The 16,097-nt window shown below is 68.2% G+C and carries 11 protein-coding genes and 4 pseudogenes; 10 read left to right on the forward strand and 5 right to left on the reverse strand.

Annotated elements, in window-relative coordinates:
• Window positions 1–217 precede the first annotated feature (217 nt).
• The 7 genes and pseudogenes from GNX96_RS66330 to GNX96_RS61850 form a co-directional block, all read left to right on the forward strand.
• Window positions 218–922: pseudogene (locus GNX96_RS66330) on the forward strand (AfsR/SARP family transcriptional regulator); the annotation flags it as partial.
• Between the two features lie 85 nt (window positions 923–1,007).
• Window positions 1,008–2,387, forward strand: a complete 1,380-nt coding sequence (locus tag GNX96_RS59250) for an NB-ARC domain-containing protein (protein ID WP_279582905.1) — start codon at window positions 1,008–1,010, stop codon at window positions 2,385–2,387.
• A gap of 128 nt (window positions 2,388–2,515) precedes the next feature.
• A complete protein-coding gene (locus GNX96_RS41735; RefSeq protein ID WP_163573110.1) occupies window positions 2,516–3,088 on the forward strand; it encodes a tetratricopeptide repeat protein in 573 nt (190 codons plus the stop codon).
• 162 nt (window positions 3,089–3,250) lie between these two features.
• On the forward strand, window positions 3,251–4,930 hold the full coding sequence (locus GNX96_RS41740) for an FAD-dependent monooxygenase (RefSeq protein WP_279582906.1): 1,680 nt from the start codon (window positions 3,251–3,253) through the stop codon (window positions 4,928–4,930).
• A gap of 27 nt (window positions 4,931–4,957) precedes the next feature.
• Window positions 4,958–5,443: a hypothetical protein gene (locus tag GNX96_RS41745; protein WP_163573112.1), complete on the forward strand. Its 486-nt coding sequence runs from the start codon at window positions 4,958–4,960 to the stop codon at window positions 5,441–5,443.
• 130 nt (window positions 5,444–5,573) lie between these two features.
• Window positions 5,574–6,464: pseudogene (locus GNX96_RS61845) on the forward strand (aromatic amino acid ammonia-lyase); the annotation flags it as partial.
• 106 nt (window positions 6,465–6,570) lie between these two features.
• On the forward strand, window positions 6,571–6,897 hold the full coding sequence (locus tag GNX96_RS61850) for an aromatic amino acid lyase (RefSeq protein WP_313885925.1): 327 nt from the start codon (window positions 6,571–6,573) through the stop codon (window positions 6,895–6,897).
• A 233-nt stretch (window positions 6,898–7,130) separates the two neighbouring features.
• Here GNX96_RS61850 and GNX96_RS41755 read toward each other — a convergent pair.
• The 5 genes and pseudogenes from GNX96_RS41755 to metK form a co-directional block, all read right to left on the reverse strand.
• Window positions 7,131–8,107 (reverse strand): annotated as a pseudogene (locus tag GNX96_RS41755) (NADPH:quinone oxidoreductase family protein).
• 202 nt (window positions 8,108–8,309) lie between these two features.
• Window positions 8,310–9,677 carry a sialidase family protein gene (locus GNX96_RS41760; protein ID WP_163573113.1) on the reverse strand — a complete coding sequence of 456 codons (1,368 nt, stop codon included), beginning with the start codon at window positions 9,675–9,677 and terminating at the stop codon, window positions 8,310–8,312.
• Window positions 9,678–9,680: 3 nt separating this feature from the next.
• On the reverse strand, window positions 9,681–9,908 hold the full coding sequence (locus GNX96_RS41765; protein ID WP_279582907.1) for a sigma factor-like helix-turn-helix DNA-binding protein: 228 nt from the start codon (window positions 9,906–9,908) through the stop codon (window positions 9,681–9,683).
• A 4-nt stretch (window positions 9,909–9,912) separates the two neighbouring features.
• The gene (locus GNX96_RS41770; protein ID WP_279582908.1) at window positions 9,913–10,131 is read right to left on the reverse strand and encodes a SigE family RNA polymerase sigma factor; all 219 of its coding nucleotides are present in this window, start codon (window positions 10,129–10,131) and stop codon (window positions 9,913–9,915) included.
• A gap of 419 nt (window positions 10,132–10,550) precedes the next feature.
• Window positions 10,551–11,751: pseudogene (metK, locus tag GNX96_RS41775) on the reverse strand (methionine adenosyltransferase).
• A gap of 266 nt (window positions 11,752–12,017) precedes the next feature.
• On the opposite strand from metK, the gene GNX96_RS41780 reads away from it, so the two are divergent.
• The 3 genes from GNX96_RS41780 to GNX96_RS59255 all read left to right on the forward strand — a co-directional run bounded on the left by GNX96_RS41780 (window position 12,018) and on the right by GNX96_RS59255 (window position 16,086).
• Window positions 12,018–14,063, forward strand: coding sequence for a phosphocholine-specific phospholipase C (locus tag GNX96_RS41780; protein WP_279582909.1), 2,046 nt, complete (start codon window positions 12,018–12,020; stop codon window positions 14,061–14,063).
• A gap of 335 nt (window positions 14,064–14,398) precedes the next feature.
• Complete coding sequence (locus tag GNX96_RS41785; protein WP_163573117.1) at window positions 14,399–14,818, forward strand: MarR family winged helix-turn-helix transcriptional regulator; 420 nt, start codon at window positions 14,399–14,401, stop codon at window positions 14,816–14,818.
• Entirely contained in the window at window positions 14,815–16,086 is a 1,272-nt protein-coding gene (locus GNX96_RS59255; RefSeq protein ID WP_279582910.1) for a molybdopterin-dependent oxidoreductase, read from the forward strand. Before GNX96_RS41785 ends, GNX96_RS59255 begins: the two co-directional genes overlap by 4 nt.
• Window positions 16,087–16,097: the final 11 nt, after the last annotated feature.

A 16,097-nucleotide genomic window follows, 5' to 3' on the forward strand; every position in this document is an offset into this window, starting at 1 on the left:
CCAGGTGCGCCAGCGACATGTCCCCGGCCACCCGGGCGACCGGCAAGCCGCTCAGTCGGGCTCCGTTCCGGCCGTGGCCTTGCGGCGCGCTGGGCGCACGGCCAGACCGCGCAGCGCGAGCTGCCCCTCCCCCTCGTTCACGCACCCAGGTCTACCAGAGGCCCACGACCGAACCGCCGCGACCAAACTGGTGCGGCCCACCACACGTCAAGACAAGATGAACTCAACACGGCCTAGACTGCGGTTCCGGTGGATCGAGAGGCAGGCCTTGATCAGCGAGTCTTTGGCGTTTCATGTCCTGGGCCCGTTCGAAGTGCTCGTCAACGCGGAACCCGCGGTGGTGCAGGGCCGCCAGCGGTCGGTGTTGGCCGCGCTCGCGCTGTCCGCCAACCGGGTCGTCTCCTACCGGGCGCTCACCGAGTACGCGTGGCCCGAGCCGCCGCCGAGCCGCAACAGCCTGCAGACGGTGGTGGCCCGACTCCGCCGCCAGCTCGGCACCGACACGATCGTCACCGTCGGACCCGGTTACCTGCTCCGGGTCGATCCGTTGGCGGTCGACGCGCTGCGGTTCCGCGACCTGCTGCGAGCCTCCCGCGCCGCCGGCGAGCCGGCGGCTGAGCTGGAGTTGTTGCACCAGGCGCTGGCCCTGTGGCGCGGCGACCCGCTCAGTGACGTGCCGTCCGACCTGCTCCAACGCGAGGCCGCCGCCGAACTCACCGAAGACCTGCTGTCAGCGCTGGAACGTCGACTGGATCTCGACCTGGCCAACGGACGGCACCGCGAGGTGCTGGCCGAGCTGCGCGGCCTGACCAGCACCTATCCGCTCCGGGAAGCCCTCTGGCAGCGACTGATGCTGGCGCTGCATCGCGGTGGCCGGCGGGCCGACGCGCTGGAGGCGTACCGGTCGGTGGCCACCGCCGTACGCGATCAGCTTGGTCTGGATCCCGGCCGGGATCTCGCCGACCTGCACCAGGCCATCCTCGAAGACCGAGCGTCGTCGCTGGCGTGTGCCGGAGACCGCACCGGCCTCGCCGACCGCGCTGGTACGCCCGCCGCGGCAGCTGCCGTCGGACATCGCCGGTTTCGCCGGCCGGGCCGACCACCTGGCCACCCTGGACGCGCTGATCCAGCCGGTCGCCGGCCGGACGCCGAGCGCGGTGGTGATCTCGGCGATCGACGGCGCCGCCGGGATCGGCAAGACCGCGCTCGCGGTGCACTGGGCGCACCGGGTCAGCGACCGGTTTCCGGACGGCCAGCTCTACCTGAACCTGCGCGGCTTCGGCCCCGGCGCACCCGTACCCGCGGCCGACGCACTCGACACCGCGCTGCGATCGCTGAACGTGCCGGCGGACCGGATCCCGGCCGACCTGGACGCCCGGGCGGCCGCGTTCCGCAGCGAGCTGGCCGGCCGGCGGCTGCTGATCCTGCTGGACAACGCTCGGGACAGCGACCACGTACGCCCGCTGCTGCCGGGCAGCGACTCGCTGGTGCTGATCACCAGCCGTCGCCAGTTGCGCGGTCTGACCGCCCGCGAAGGCGCCCAGCGGATCACCGTCGGGCAGCTGACCACGCCGGAGGCGTTGTCGTTGTCGCTGCTGTCGGCCGCGGTCGGCGCCGAGCGGGTGGCCCGAGAGCCGGCCGCGGCGGCCGGCATCGTCGAGCTGTGCGACCGGCTGCCGCTGACCGTACGACTGGCCGCCGAACCCGCGGCCCGGCATCCGAGCCGGCCACTGGGCGACCTGCTCAGCGACCTGCACCACCAGCGGCACCGACTGGACACCTTCGCCCTCGATGACGCCCCAACGGACCTGCGGGCGGTCTTCTCGTGGTCGTACCAAGCCCTCGCCGCGCCGGCCGCGCTGCTGTTCGCGCTGCTCGGACTGCATCCCGGCAACGACGTGAGCATCGGCGCCGCAGCCGCGCTGGCTGGCCTCGACAACCGCCGCGCGGCCGCCCTTATGGATGAGCTGGTCTCGACCAGCATGCTGGAACGGCGGTCCGCCGACCGATACGAGTTCCACGATCTGCTCCGCGAGTACGCGCGCGAAGTCGCCGAGACCGAGCTGACCGACCGGGACCGCAGCGCGGCGATCGACCGGCTACTGGACTGGTACGTGCACACCGCCGCCAACGCGCGCGAGCGGCTCAGCGAATACCCCACGGAACGGAATGCGGCTACCGGCGCCGCACCCAGGCGTCACACCGGCGGTCTTCGAGGACTACCCGCGGGCCATCGGCTGGTGGGACAGCCAGCGGCCGGCAATCACCGCGGCCGTCGACCTCGCCGTCGAACGAGGCTCGCACCGGCACGCCGCGGTGCTCGGCGAGCTGGGCTGGTCGTACCGCTACATCCGCGGGCACTGGGCCGAAATGCTCCGGATCGGTGAGGTGGCGGTCCGGTCCGCGCGCCTGGCCGGCGACCCGTTCCTGGAGGCGAAGGTCCTTAACGGCCTGGGCACCCCGTACAGCAGGACCGGCCGCATCGACGACGCGATCAACGCCTGCCGGCAGGCGTTTGCTGCTGTTCGAGCGGCTCGACGCGCCGGTGGAGCAGGTGATGTGCCTGATCAACATCGGCTCCAGCTACAACCTCTCGGGCCGGTACGAGGAAGCGCACGAGACGCTCGCGCAGGCGCTGGTGCTGTGTCCGGACGCGGAGCCGCGCGGCTCCGAGGCGATGGTGCTCAACAACCTGGCGGTCGCGTTCAACGGCCTCGGCCGGTACGCCGACGCGGCCCGGCAGGCGCGGCGCGCAGCGGCCATCTTCCGCGACCTGAACGAGCCGGCCCGACTGGCGTACACGTTGGAGACCGAGGCGGACGCGTACGCCGGACAGGGCGACCTGGCCGGTGCGATCGCCATCTATCAGGATGCCCTTCACCAGGCCGAACAGGCCGGCGTCACGACCCTGGCGGTGGCCATCCGGCGCAGCCTGGGCAAGCAGTTGCTCGCAGATGGGCGGTCCGGCGAAGCCCGAGCGGTGTGGACCGAGGCGCTACACGTCTGCGTCGATCGCGGTGACCCGGAGGCGGATCACCTCCGCGCGTTGCTGGCACGGCTGGACCTGCCCACCACCAGCCACCACTGAGTCTTGGCCACTGAGTTTTGGCCGCGACTTGTCGCGAATAGTGGTATTCGTTACGATTTTGACGATGCCGCCTGCAGCTGCCTGATCGGGCATTCTCTTTTCCTCCCATTTGCCGGCTCCCCTCGCTTGGTCGTACCTTTAATTCATTGCGAGATGAATTAAATGGAGGCAGAGATGACCGATGTGGACGTACCGATCCTGATTGTCGGCGCCGGACCCACCGGACTGACCATCGCGCGTGAGCTGGCCCGGCACGGCGTACGCGACAGCATTCGGCTGATCGACCGGGCGCCGGAGGCGTCGCGCACGTCCCGGGCGCTTGTCGTCCAGGCCCGTACGCAGGAGCTCTACGACGACATGGGGATCATCGAGTCGATGCAGGCGGCTGGCGAGGAGGTGCCGGGCCTGCACATCCTGTTCACCAACAGCTCGGCTGACGTACGGATGGACCTGAGGGGCCTGCTGACCGCTCCCGACATCCGCAGCCACTACCCCAGTTCCTGGACCATCTCGCAGAACGAGACCGAGCGGGTGCTGGCCGAGCATCTCGCCGAGTTCGACCTGGAGATCGAGCGCGACCTCGCGGTCATCGACATGATCGCCGACGACACCGGCGTGACGGTCACGACCCGTCGTGGGGACGGCACCCAGCAGACCATTCGCGCTGGTTACGTGATCGGTTGCGACGGCGCGCACAGCGCGGTCCGCAAAGCCAGCGGGATCCCGTTCGAGGGCTCCACGTACGAAGAAGAGTTCATCATGGCGGACGCGAAGCTTGACTGGGAGCTGCCGCACGGCGACCTCTACGTCTTCCCGTCCAAGATCGGCATCATGGCCGCGTTCTCGATGCCGGGCCAGGACCGCTACCGGATCTTCGGCAATGTCAAGACTCCGGAGACCGGACACTCCGGCGAGTACAGCGAGCCGACCCACGAGGAATTCCAGGCGATGCTGGACAACCGCGCGTCGGTGCCGGCCAAGGTCGTCGAGGAGTACTGGGTCAGCCGCTATCGGATCCACCGCCGCTCGGTGCCGCGCTATCGCGACGGCCGGATCTTCCTGGTCGGCGACGCCGCACACGTACACAGCCCGGCCGGCGCGCAGGGCATGAACACCGGCATCCAGGACGCGTACAACCTCGCGTGGAAGCTCGCGTTGGTGCAGCGTGGCGTGGTCACCGGCGCGAACGCCGAGGTCCTGCTGGACAGCTTCAACGACGAGCGGCACCCGGTCGGCGTCCAGCTGCTCAAGACCAGCGACCGGATGTTCCAGATCGCGTCCGGCCAGGGCGCCGCGCAGGCGTTCATGCGCGAGTTCCTCGCGCCGACGCTGGCCAAGACGGTGCTGACCCGTGAGTCGTTCCGGCGCTTCTTCGCCGGCATCCTCTCCCAGCTGGCCGTCCACTACCCCAAGTCGCCGCTCAACCTGTCCGAAGGCACCCACTGGGGTGAGGCGCCCGAGCCGGGCGAGCGGGCTCGCGAGGCTGACGTCCAGATCGACGGCACGGCCGGCCGGATGTACGACGTGTTCCGCGGCACCCACCACACCGTCCTGCTTTTCACCGGGCACGACGAAGGCTCGATGACCAGCATCGAGTTGGCCCGCATCGCGACCAAGCTGGAAGCGGACTTCGGCGATCTCGTACGCGCTCGGGTTGTCAGCGCGGAGCGGTTCGCCGACCACCCCATGGTCATCGGCGACCTCGAACGCGAGGTCCATAAGACGTACGCCGTCGAGAAGGCCAGCGCTTTCATCGTCCGGCCCGACTCGTATCTCGCCTACCGCTCCCAGCCGGTTTCCGCTGACCAGATCACCGCCTACCTGACCTCCAAGCTCTCCTAGAGGCGGACGGATAGTTAAGGAGTCGTTGTGGTCACTACGTCCACGCCCACCGCGAGCAGTGTTCTGGTCCAGCGCGCGCTGACCATCAACGGCATGTTTCTCATGGTCGTCGGGGGTGTTCAGGTCATCCTGGAACTGTCCGGCTACTTCGGAATCGGACTGTACGCCGCCGCCTTCCACTCGTCGCCGTACACGATCGGCTTCGCTGAGGCGCACGGTCTCGCGTTGATTATTGGTTGGACGCTGTTTTCCCAGCGGTCAAAGGCATATCGCCCGGCGAATCACATCCTCGCTGTGTCGGTGCACGTTTTTGCTGGCAGCGGCGAACATCTTCTTCTGGCGCAGCTATCCGGCTTTCGGCATGGTGGTGCCCGGCATTTTGTCGACTGTCGCGCATATCGGGTTGGTCATCCTGCAGGTTGTGGTGCTCAGCCGGCAATCGGGCGACAGACCGTCCTAAGTACAGTGCCGCGGGTCCCCGCGCAGGTACGCGGGGACCCTGGTATGCCGTAGAGATGGCTGAAGCTGTCGTACGGGTGGATGGGCGGGCGTTGACCTGCGCCGAGGTCGCGCTGGTGGGGACGGGCAGGCGCGGGTCGAGCTGGACTACGAGGCGGTCAGCCGGGCTGAACAGTCGTGGCAGCTGGCCGGCGACCTCGCCACCCGCCGGCACGTCTATGGACGTACGACCGGCGTCGGCGCGAACCGTGACGAGGCGGTCCCGGCGGAGGCCGCCGGCGACTACGGCCTGCGGTTGTTGCGCAGCCACGCCGGCGGCGGTGGAAGTCCGTTGCCGGCTCCGCACGTACGAGCGATGCTGCTGATCCGGCTGAACCAGCTGGCCACCGGCCGTTCCGGCGCCCATCCGCGGCTGCCGACGGCGTTGGCGCAGGCGCTCGCGGACGGCGCCCTGCCGCTCGTCCACCGGTTCGGCGCGATTGGCACCGGCGACCTGACCGCGCTGGCCGAGACCGGGCTGGCGCTGGCCGGCGAGCGGCCGTGGGCGGTCGGCCACCTGCCGGCGATCCCGATCGACACCGGTGACGCGCTTGCCTTTATGAGCAGCAACGCGGCCACTCTCGCGGAGTCCGCGCTGGTGTGCGTCGGCCTCGACCGGCTGCTGCGGGCCAGCCACTGCGTCGCGGCGCTCTCGTACGTGGCGCTGGACGGGTCACCGGAGGCGTACGCGACGCCCGTCCACGAGGCCCGGCCACATCCCGGCCAGGTCGAATGCGCCGCCGAGATTCGCCGGCTGCTCGGCATGCACGGAGTCACCAAACCCGGTAGCCGACTCCAGGATCCGTACGGCCTGCGGGCGTTTCCGCAGGTCCAAGGGCCGGCGCTGGACACTCGGCGGTATTTGGAGCAGGTGCTGGAAATCGAGATCAACGCCAGCGCGGAGAACCCGATGGTGTCCGTCGCGGACGGGAACGTGTTCCACCACGCGCACTTCCACACGGCATATCTGGCGCTTGCCCTCGACCAGGTCCGGTCCGCGCTGCACTCGGTCGCCGAGCTGTCCGCGGCCCGGCTCGGCGACCTGGTCGAGCCGGCTTTCACCGGCCTGTCGCCGTTCCTCGCGGCCGGCCGGCCCGCCGGGCAGCTCCGGGGTGATGATCCTGGAGTACGTGGCGCACGACATGCTCACGCAGCTGCGGCAGGCCGCGCTGCCGGTGTCGCTCGGGACGGCCGTGGTGTCCCGCGGAATGGAGGACCACGCCAGCTTCTCCACCCAGGCGGCCCGGCAGACCGCCGCCGCGGCCGACGCGTACCAGCAGGTCCTCGCCTGCGAGCTGGTCGCAGCCGTACGCGCGCTCCGGATGCGGCACGCGGAAATGCTGGACATCCCCGCCCGTACCGCCTTCGACCAAGCCTGCGCAGTCCTGGACGCGGACCTCTCGGACCGCTCGCTGACCGCCGACGTACAGGCCGCCGCCGACCTCCTCCCCTCCCTCGCCGACCTCTGATCCCTCTGACACCAAAACCGCTCCGCCGAGCGACGCAATTTCTGTGGCACTCGCCGAACGCCACACTTTTCTTGCCATTGGACAACTCTTGGCTCATCGACTGCAGCACAAAATCCCGCACTCGACATCGAGTGCGGGACATTGTGCCGCACTCAACGCCGAAGTTTCGCGCTGTAGCGGGTAATTCAGCGGAACCAGGCCAGACGCACGCAAGAGGCATCGCGGCCAAAGGTTCAGGCGGGTACGACGGCCAAGCGGCCGACGGTTTTGCCGTCGGCTAGGCGCTGGACGGCGTCGGGGACCTCGGTGAAGGGGATCTGTTCGGTGATCAACGGCTTGATGGCGCCGGCGTCGGCGAGCTTGGTCAGCTCGGCGTGGCACTCGGCGACCAGCTGCGGCGCGCGCTGGGTGTAGAGGCCCCAGTGCAGGCCGACGATCGAGTAGTTCTTGATCAGCGCGTGGTTGATGCCCGGCGTCGGGATGGTGCCGCTCGCGAACCCGATCACCAGGATCCGGCCCTCGAAGGCGATCACCTTGGTGGACTGCTGGTACGCGTCACCGCCGACCGGGTCGTACACGACGTCCACGCCTTTTCCGTCCGTCGCCGCTTGACGGCCGCAATGACGTCTTCCTTTTTGCGGTCAATGACCAGGTCCGCACCCAGCTGCCGGGCGAAGTCGGCCTTCGCCTCGCCGCCCACCACGCCGATCACCCGCGCTCCGGCCGCCTTGCCCAGCTGCACGGCCGCGCTACCGACCCCGCCGGCCGCGGCATGTACGAGCAGAGTCTCACCCGGCTGGAGGTTGGCTCGGCGATGCAATGCGAACCAGCCGGTCTGATAGCCGATGAACAGCGCGGACGCCTCCGCGTCGGTCAGCGACGCTGGTGCGGGGAAGGCGGCGATCGCGCCGGTCAGCGTGAGGTCCGCGAACGCGCCGGGCGCTCCGCCCAGCACTCGGTCCCCCGGCTTGAACCCGGTGACGCCTTCGCCGACCTCCAGGACCTCGCCGCACATCTCCTGGCCGATCGTGAACGGCAGCGGCGGCTTGACCTGGTAGAGCCCGCGGCACATCAGCGCGTCCGGGAAGTTCACCGCCGCGGCCAGCGGCTTGACCAGCAGTTGCCCCGCCGCTGGCGTCGGGTCGTCGACTTCGACGAGCTTCAGAACCTTCGCCGGCTCCCCGAGCTCCTGAACCTGCCAGGCCCGCATACGCCTCTCCCATCGATCGCCGTCATCCTGCGGCTCACCATACGTGCCCCCGCCGCCATTCCCATACCGACCGGTCGGACGGTATGGGCGTGCGGCCGTCTTGGAGCCTTTCGTGTATCCAGCCGACATCCACCGGTTCGTTGCTCGGGGGAAGATCAAAGTCAAGACCTTGCCCTTCGGGCGGACTCTCCTGGATCGAGAGTCAGCCGCCGACTGTTTTGCCGCGGGATGGGACGACGTAGACGGCGGGTGGTTCGGGTGCGGCGTTCCAATGCAAGCCGTCCTGGCTGACCAGCCACACGGCGGGCACCTGCTTGTCGGGGTCCTTCTCGACCCGGACATTCGCTACGACGCCGCCAGCCGCGGTGTCGCCGAGCCATTGGACGTGGCCGGCCCCGATGGCCTGGGCGAACGTCTGGCCACCGTCCTTGCTGATCCAGACCTGGGCGTCGTCAGGCTGCCCTGGCGCGTACGCCCGGACCAGCAGTGATCCGTCGGACCGCAGCGCGCCGCCACCGATCTGGCGATTGGGCAGTCCATGGGCGGAAACCCGATCCCAACTGCCGCCGCCGTCCGTCGAAACATAAACGGCGCCGGTCCGTCCGATCGCGTACGCCGTCCGGCCGTCGACATCGACAATGTCGGCCGGAATCTGATCGGCGAGTTTCCAGCTGCGGCCTGCGTCATGGCTGATCGCAGGCGATGAATGCGAGGCCGGTGCCTTGCTGGCGGACGTACGGATGACCTCCTTGTTCACCAGCGTCCACAACGATCCGTCGGCGGCTTGCCGCAGGTGACCGCCGGGCTGCCACCAACTCCCTGGATTGTCGTCCTCGACGACCTGCAGCGGCGGCTGGTGAGCGAGTGGTTTCCGCGCACCGCTGCCCGGGTCCTGCGCCGCCAGCCCGAGAGTTCCACCGTTCGTGACGTGGAGGTAGGTGATGGCCCGCCAGCCGGACGGAACCTGGTCGACGGTGGCCTCAGGCGCGGACCGCCGCGTCCAACTCTGGCCTCCATCCAGGCTCACGTAGTCGCCGATGGTCACTGTCTGGCCGTCGCCGGCGACCGGGCCAGCCGGCTCACTGGGGGTTCCGTCGACACTGTTCACCAGCTTCGGGATCTCCGCCGGCAGGGTCCACGCCTGCCAGGTGTAGCCGCCGTCGAGCGTTCGCGTCAGCGCGAACTTCCCGTCCTTCGTACGCGTCAGCGCATATGTCCGCCATTCGTCGGCGGTCCCGCTCGACATCAGCTCCATCCGCTGGTCAGCCGGGATCTTCACGCCGTGCAGCGGCCCGTGTACGGCCGGCGGCAGCAGCGGCGGAGTACCCGTCGGCGGCGCCCACACAGCGGTGGCCGGCGGCAGCGTCCGATCGGTGTCGGAGCCCAGCCGCGGCGCCGCGTAGGCGGCGAGTGCCACCACCACGACGATGGCGACCGGGACAAGCACCCAGCTCTGGCGGCGGATCCGGCGCCGTGTCAGGCCTTTGCGGTGAATCGACGCGAGGTCGGGAAAAGCACCGAGCTCGTCGACTTTCTCGCGGACGTCAACAAAATCTGCTGGAGTGGTCATGATCTATGCACCTGCCTTGGTCAGATCGTCCGCGAGCAGCGAACCGAGGGCGGCACGGCCGCGGGACAGCCGCGATTTGACAGTGCCCTGCGAGACACCGAGGGTGGCCGCGATGTCGACGACCGGCAGGTCGGCGATGTAGTGCAGCGCCACAGTCTCGGCCTGCGGGCGTGGCAGCCGGCGGATCGCGGCCATCACCGCGACCCGGTCGGGCGACGCTCCGTCGACCACCGGATCAGGGTCGGCCGCGCGTCTGAGCAGCAACGCCAGGTGTTTTCGCGCGTTTCCACCTACTGACCGCGATGTTCCTCGCGACGGTGCGCGGCAGGCAGGCCTCCGGGCTGTCCGCCGCGAGGATGTTCTCGCGCTTGGACACGGCCCGTACGAACGCCTCTGCGACCACGTCCTGCGCCTCGGTCATGTTGCCGGTCAGCGCGTACATGCTGACCAGCAAGCGTCTGTAGGTGTTCCGGAAGATGTGATGATCGAGGTCGGCGTCCGTGTCCGGTCGCTCATCGTCCCCCCGCTTGTCGAGTTCAGAAGCAGTGTCACAGGGGATGACAGACGACCAGGGGGTCGGGTTCCACGCGATCTCAGGCGAATATGCCTGGTTACCCGCACTGGCGCAGAGGCATGTGTGAATGAGGCCCATGGTTAAGCGGGGCCGCGTATGACGTACTGCTCGAACCGGACACCGTCCGGCAGCTCAACCGACCCGACGCTCAGCCGCGCCCTGCGCGCGCTCCATGAATGATCCAGCGCGCCAACTCGTCATCCGCCATGATCACCACCCGATTCGCCGCCCGGCGGATCGGGAGTCCCGGGCGGCGCTTCTCGTACTGTGAGCTGTCGGCAGCGGAGAAACCCGAGAAACTAGTTGGTGACAGCGGCCTTCAGAGCGTCGGCGCGGTCGGTCTTCTTCCCAGGTGAACTCGTCCAGCTCACGGCCGAAGTGGCCATACGCGGCGGTCTTCTGGTAGATCGGGCGGAGCAGGTCCAGGTCGCGGATGATCGCGGCCGGGCGCAGGTCGAACACGGACGTGATGGCGTCCTGGATCTTGGCCGGCGCGACCGTCTCGGTGCCGAAGGTCTCGACGAACAGGCCGACCGGCTGGGCCTTGCCGATCGCGTACGCGACCTGGACCTCGACCCGGGCGGCGAGGCCGGCGGCGACCACGTTCTTGGCCACCCACCGCATCGCGTACGCGGCGGAGCGGTCGACCTTGGACGGGTCCTTGCCGCTGAAGGCGGCGCCGCCGCCGTGCCGGGCGAAGCCGCCGTACGTGTCGACGATGATCTTGCGGCCGGTGAGGCCGGCGTCGCCCATCGGGCCGCCGATCTCAAAGCGGCCGGTCGGGTTCACCAGCAGCCGGTAGTCGCTGGTGTCCAGGCCCAGCTCCTTCAGCTCGGGCGCGACCACGTGCTCGGCGATGTCGGGCTGCAGCAGCTCTTCGAGCGAGATGTCGGCGGCGTGCTGGCTGGAGACGACGACCGTGTCCAGACGCACCGCCTTGGTGCCGTCGTACTCGATGGTGACCTGGGTTTTGCCGTCGGGCCGCAGGTAGGGAATCACGCCGTCCTTGCGGACCTGGGTGAGCCGCCGGGCAAGCCGGTGCGCGAGCGCGATCGGCAGCGGCATCAGCTCGGGGGTGTCATCGTTCGCGTACCCGAACATCAACCCCTGGTCGCCGGCGCCCTGCCGGTCCAGCGCGTCCTCGACGCTCTCGCCGGTCCGCGCCTCGTACGCCGAGTCGACGCCCTGCGCGATGTCCGGCGACTGCGAGCCGATCGACACGCTGACACCGCAGGACGCACCGTCGAAGCCCTTGCGGGAGGAGTCGTAGCCGATCTCCAGGATCGTCTCGCGGACGATCTTGGGGATGTCGGCATACGCCTCGGTGGTGACCTCGCCGGCCACGTGCACCAGGCCGGTGGTCAGCAGCGTCTCCACGGCGACCCGGCTACGCTTGTCCTGCGCGAGCAGCGCGTCGAGGATGCCGTCGCTGATCTGGTCCGCGATCTTGTCCGGGTGGCCCTCGGTGACGGACTCCGAGGTGAACAGGCGTCGAGACACAACTCTCCCAGGTGCTGAGGCTTCTTTTTTGACTAGCGACCGAGTCTACTTGTGGATCCGCGCCGGTAGGGCACCCGGTACGGCGTGATGGACGCCACCCGGCCCGGACATCCACCGGAAACGCACGAAGGCTAACGATCGGTGATCGGGTGACGCTCGAGCGCGAATACCCGACGTCCACCGGATGAATCCCTTCGCGCGGCCTTTCTAGCAGCGGCTAAGCGTTGCTTTGATGCGTCTCATGAGCGAGCGTTCGGAGTTTTGGGGTGTCCCGGCGGCGCCTCCTGGGCATGTCCGCGGCGGCGGCCGGGGCCGGTGCCCTCGGGTCGCTGCTACCGCCGTCCGTCCACGCGGCGATGGCGGCGCCGATGCAGCCCGGTGGCCTGCGGGCGATCGACCACGTGATCGTTCTCATGCAGGAGAACCGGTCTTTCGACCACTACTTCGGGCGGCTTCGGGGCGTACGCGGCTTCGCCGACCGGCATCCGCTGGCGCTGCCCGGCGGGCAGAGCGCCTTCCAGCAGCCGGCCGCCGGCCGCGACCCGGTGCTGCCGTTCTCGCTGCGCCGCGAGGCCGAGCGGGAAGGCCGGCCGGACACCGACATCCAGTATCTCGGCTCGCTCGACCACGGCTGGGCCGGCGGCGGAGTGGCCTGGTCGGGCGGCTGGAACAACGGCTGGATCGCCGCCAAGACGGCCGCCACCATGACGTATTACGAGCGCCAGGACATCGCCCTGCAGTACGAGCTGGCCGACACCTTCACGGTCTGCGACGCCTACCACTGCTCGCTTTTCGGTCCCACCAACCCGAACCGCAACTACCTGTGGTCGGGCAAGGTCGGCTACGAACCGGACGGGATCCGACGCGCGGTCGAGAACGACGCGTACGACTACGACCACAAAGGCTATTCCTGGTCGACCTACCCGGAGCGGCTGGAGGCGGCCGGTGTGAGTTGGCGGGTCTATCAGGAATTCGACAACTTTACCGACAACCCGCTCGAGTTCTTCCTGGCTTTCAAGAACATCGCGGACAAGGTGCTGGCGGCGGCCGGCCTGAAGTATCCGAGCATCAACGCCTTCTACGACGAGCTACTGACTTTCAGCGTGGACAAACAGAAGGCCCTAGCGGCTGCGCTGACCAACGGACTCACCGTGCTGACCGCCGCCGAACGCAGCCTTTACGACAAAGCCTTGTATCGCAGCGAAACGAACAGTCTCGTACCGCGACTGCGGGCCGACATCAAGGCCAAGAAGCTGCCCACGGTTTCCTGGCTGGTGCCCTCCGCGGTGCTCGCCGAGCATCCGGGCTCGTCCACACCGGTCGGCAGCGCCAACCTGATCTACGACGTGCTGGACGCCGTCGCGTCCGATGTGGACACCTGGTCGCGGACCGCGATTTTCCTGAACTTCGACGAAAACGACGGCTACTTCGACCACGTGCCGCCGCCTGTTCCGCCAGCACCGGTGAGCGGCAACAGCGACGACTACTACAACGGCCGGCCCATCGGGCTCGGCTTCCGCGTACCGATGACAGTGATCTCGCCGTGGTCGATTGGTGGTTTCGTCAACTCCGAGACCTTCGACCACACATCCGTGCTGCGTTTTCTGGAACGCTGGACCGGTGTCTCCGAGCCGAACATCAGCCCGTGGCGGCGGACCGTGGCCGGCGACCTGACCTCGGCTTTCGACTTCCGGAACAGCGGCAGGCCAGCAAAACTCACCCATCCGGGCGGCATTCCGGCGCCGATCACCCGCTGGCACCCGCAGCCGCCGGCCACCCAGGCGCTGCCCGACCAGGAGCCGGGCAACCGGCCGGCCCGGCCGCTGCCGTATCACCCGACGGTGGCGATCGAACCGGCCGCCGGCGGGCTGACCGTGGAGTTGGGCAACTACGGCAGCCGTACGACCCACTTCGCCATCTATTCGTACGCGCCGACGCCCACCCCGCCGCAACACGTGGACGTACGCGACCGGACCGTGCGGCCGGTCGGCGCGGTCGGCCCGTACCAACTGACGATCCAGGGCCCGAACCGCTTCTGGGCCGACGCGGCCGGCTCCACCACCGGTGCCGCGCACCCGATCGCGGTCCGGATCCTGCCCGCGGCCGGCCGGATGGACCTGCAAATCACTCTGCACAACACCGGCAAGCGAACCCTCGCGCTGGCGCTGACCGCCCGCGGCTACGGCTCGCACAAACAGCAACTCGCCCTCGCTCCCGGCCAAGCCCGACTGGTCAGCTGGCCGACCTCGCACGGCTGGTACGACGTGGAGATCACCGCTCCGACGGACACACACACTTCACCCGCCGGCTGACCGGCCGCCTCGAAGACGGCCGCCCCGGCCTCAGCGGCTGACACCGTTGGCGTGTCGCGACATGGCGCGCCGCGGGGTGCGGCGCGAAACTGTCGTACCGTCGTGAAATTTTGAGCCCCCGCCCTTTCAGAAGGGTGGGGGGCGGGTGGCGGGTTTTCATTACGTAAGTAGACGCGCGCGCGAGATAAGCGCGCGTTCAAGTGGCCGGCACGATGGTCGCGGGCCGGGTCTGCGCCGAAAGACCGGGTTTCTCGGCGGCGAGTAGGCGTTTGTTGTCGATCACTTCATGGGAAGTCCCACTATGGGGATGCCCACGAATGCGGTAGCGTGCGGTTATGGACAATCCGCTGCTGGGGATGCCGATGTTCGCGACCGTCCGGCTGGGCCGGATCGCCCGGGCCACGGTCAGCGGCGCGTTCGACCAGGAGGGGCTGTCGTGGCGGACACATTTCGCACTGTATTGCCTGACCGAGCTCGGCGAGCTGTCGCAGCGAGAGCTCGCCGACCATCTCACGATGGATCGAAGTGATCTGGTGAAAATGCTGGATGAGGTCGAGACGGCCGGCCTGGTACGGCGAGCGCCTGACCCGAGCGATCGGCGCCGGCGCATCCTTTCCATCACCGCCGCCGGCAAAGATCAGCTGCAGCGCGGCAAAGATGTTGTCGACCGTGCCACCGACGAATTTTTGGCCCACTTGAACGGCAACGAGCGTGAGCAGCTGCATCAGCTGACATTGCGAGCGATCGGCGCATGACCGAACACATCCAGACCGCCTCCCATTGGGGCGTCTACTCGGTGGAAACCGACCGCGCGACGCATGAAATTCGAGGAGTCGACGGCGTCTCGTACGACCCGCATCCATCGCCTATCCAGGCCAGCTTGCCCGAGACCGTGCACGGCCGGTTGCGGATAGACCAGCCGTACGTGCGAGAAGGCTATTTGCGATCGACCGGCCGGCGTGGCGCCGATGCGTACGTGCCGATCAGTTGGGAAGAGGCACTCGATCTCGTCGCCACCGCATTACTGGAAACCCGCGAAAAGCACGGAAACGAGTCGATTTACGGCGGCTCGTACGGCTGGGCCAGCGCCGGCCGGTTGCACCACTCCCCCAGCGTGCTCAAGCGTTTCCTGGCTCATTTCGGCGGGTATGTCGACAAGACCGGTAACCACAGTTTCGGTGCGGCGGCCGGAATCATGCCCTATGTCGTGGGCCGGTCGGACATCAGCAACCTGGTGGTGCCGTGGCCGGAGGTCGTCGAGCACACCAAGCTGCTGGTGATGTTCGGCGGCGCGCCGCTCAAGAACGCGCAAATAGACTCGGGCGGCGCGGTCAACCACGAGAATCCGGACTGGTACGCCAAAAAAACTCGCGCGGCCGGCGTCGACGTGGTCTGCATCAGCCCGTACCAACACGATGTCGTCGAGACGGTCGCCCCGCGGTGGATCCCGATCCGACCGAACACAGATACGGCATTGATGATCGGACTGGCCCACACCTTGGTGTCCGAGCGTCGGCACGACCTCGAATTTCTGCACGAACACTGCGAAGGCTTTCCGGAATTCGAGCGTTATCTGCTCGGTCATGATGCCAGCTGGGCATCCAGGATCACCGGCGTACCCGAAGAAACGATCATCGACCTGGCCCGCCAAATGGCCTCGACGAGGACACTGGTCAACACAGCCTGGGCGGTCCAGCGTGCCGATCACGGCGAACAGCCGGTCTGGATGACGGTGGCGCTGGCCGCGGTCCTCGGCCAGATTGGCCTGCCCGGCGGCGGTTTCAGCCTCGGCCTCGGCGCCGTCAGCGGCATCGCGTTGCCGCGTACGACCGGCATCCCGCGGCCGAAACTGCCGCTGGACAGCAATCCGGTGAAGGCCACCGTGCCGGTGGCTCGGGTCACCGACCTGCTTTTGCACCCTGGCGAAGAAATTGAGCACAACGGTCGCGTCATCACCTTTCCCGACATCGAGTTGATCTACTCAGCGGGCGGGAAACCGTTTTTCACCACAACACCAACCTGAACCGCTTTCTG

The sequence above is a fragment of the Fodinicola feengrottensis genome (genome assembly GCF_010993775.1).
Taxonomy (GTDB): domain Bacteria; phylum Actinomycetota; class Actinomycetes; order Mycobacteriales; family HKI-0501; genus Fodinicola; species Fodinicola feengrottensis.

Excerpts from the sequence above, each read along its gene's own strand:
- GNX96_RS41740 (WP_279582906.1), top strand. The coding sequence starts at position 3,251 with ATGGAGGCAGAGATGACCGATGTGGACGTACCGATCCTGATTGTCGGC.
- GNX96_RS61850 (WP_313885925.1), top strand. The coding sequence starts at position 6,571 with ATGCTCACGCAGCTGCGGCAGGCCGCGCTGCCGGTGTCGCTCGGGACG.
- GNX96_RS41760 (WP_163573113.1), bottom strand. The coding sequence starts at position 9,677 with ATGACCACTCCAGCAGATTTTGTTGACGTCCGCGAGAAAGTCGACGAG.
- GNX96_RS59255 (WP_279582910.1), top strand. The coding sequence starts at position 14,815 with ATGACCGAACACATCCAGACCGCCTCCCATTGGGGCGTCTACTCGGTG.
- GNX96_RS41785 (WP_163573117.1), top strand. The coding sequence starts at position 14,399 with ATGGACAATCCGCTGCTGGGGATGCCGATGTTCGCGACCGTCCGGCTG.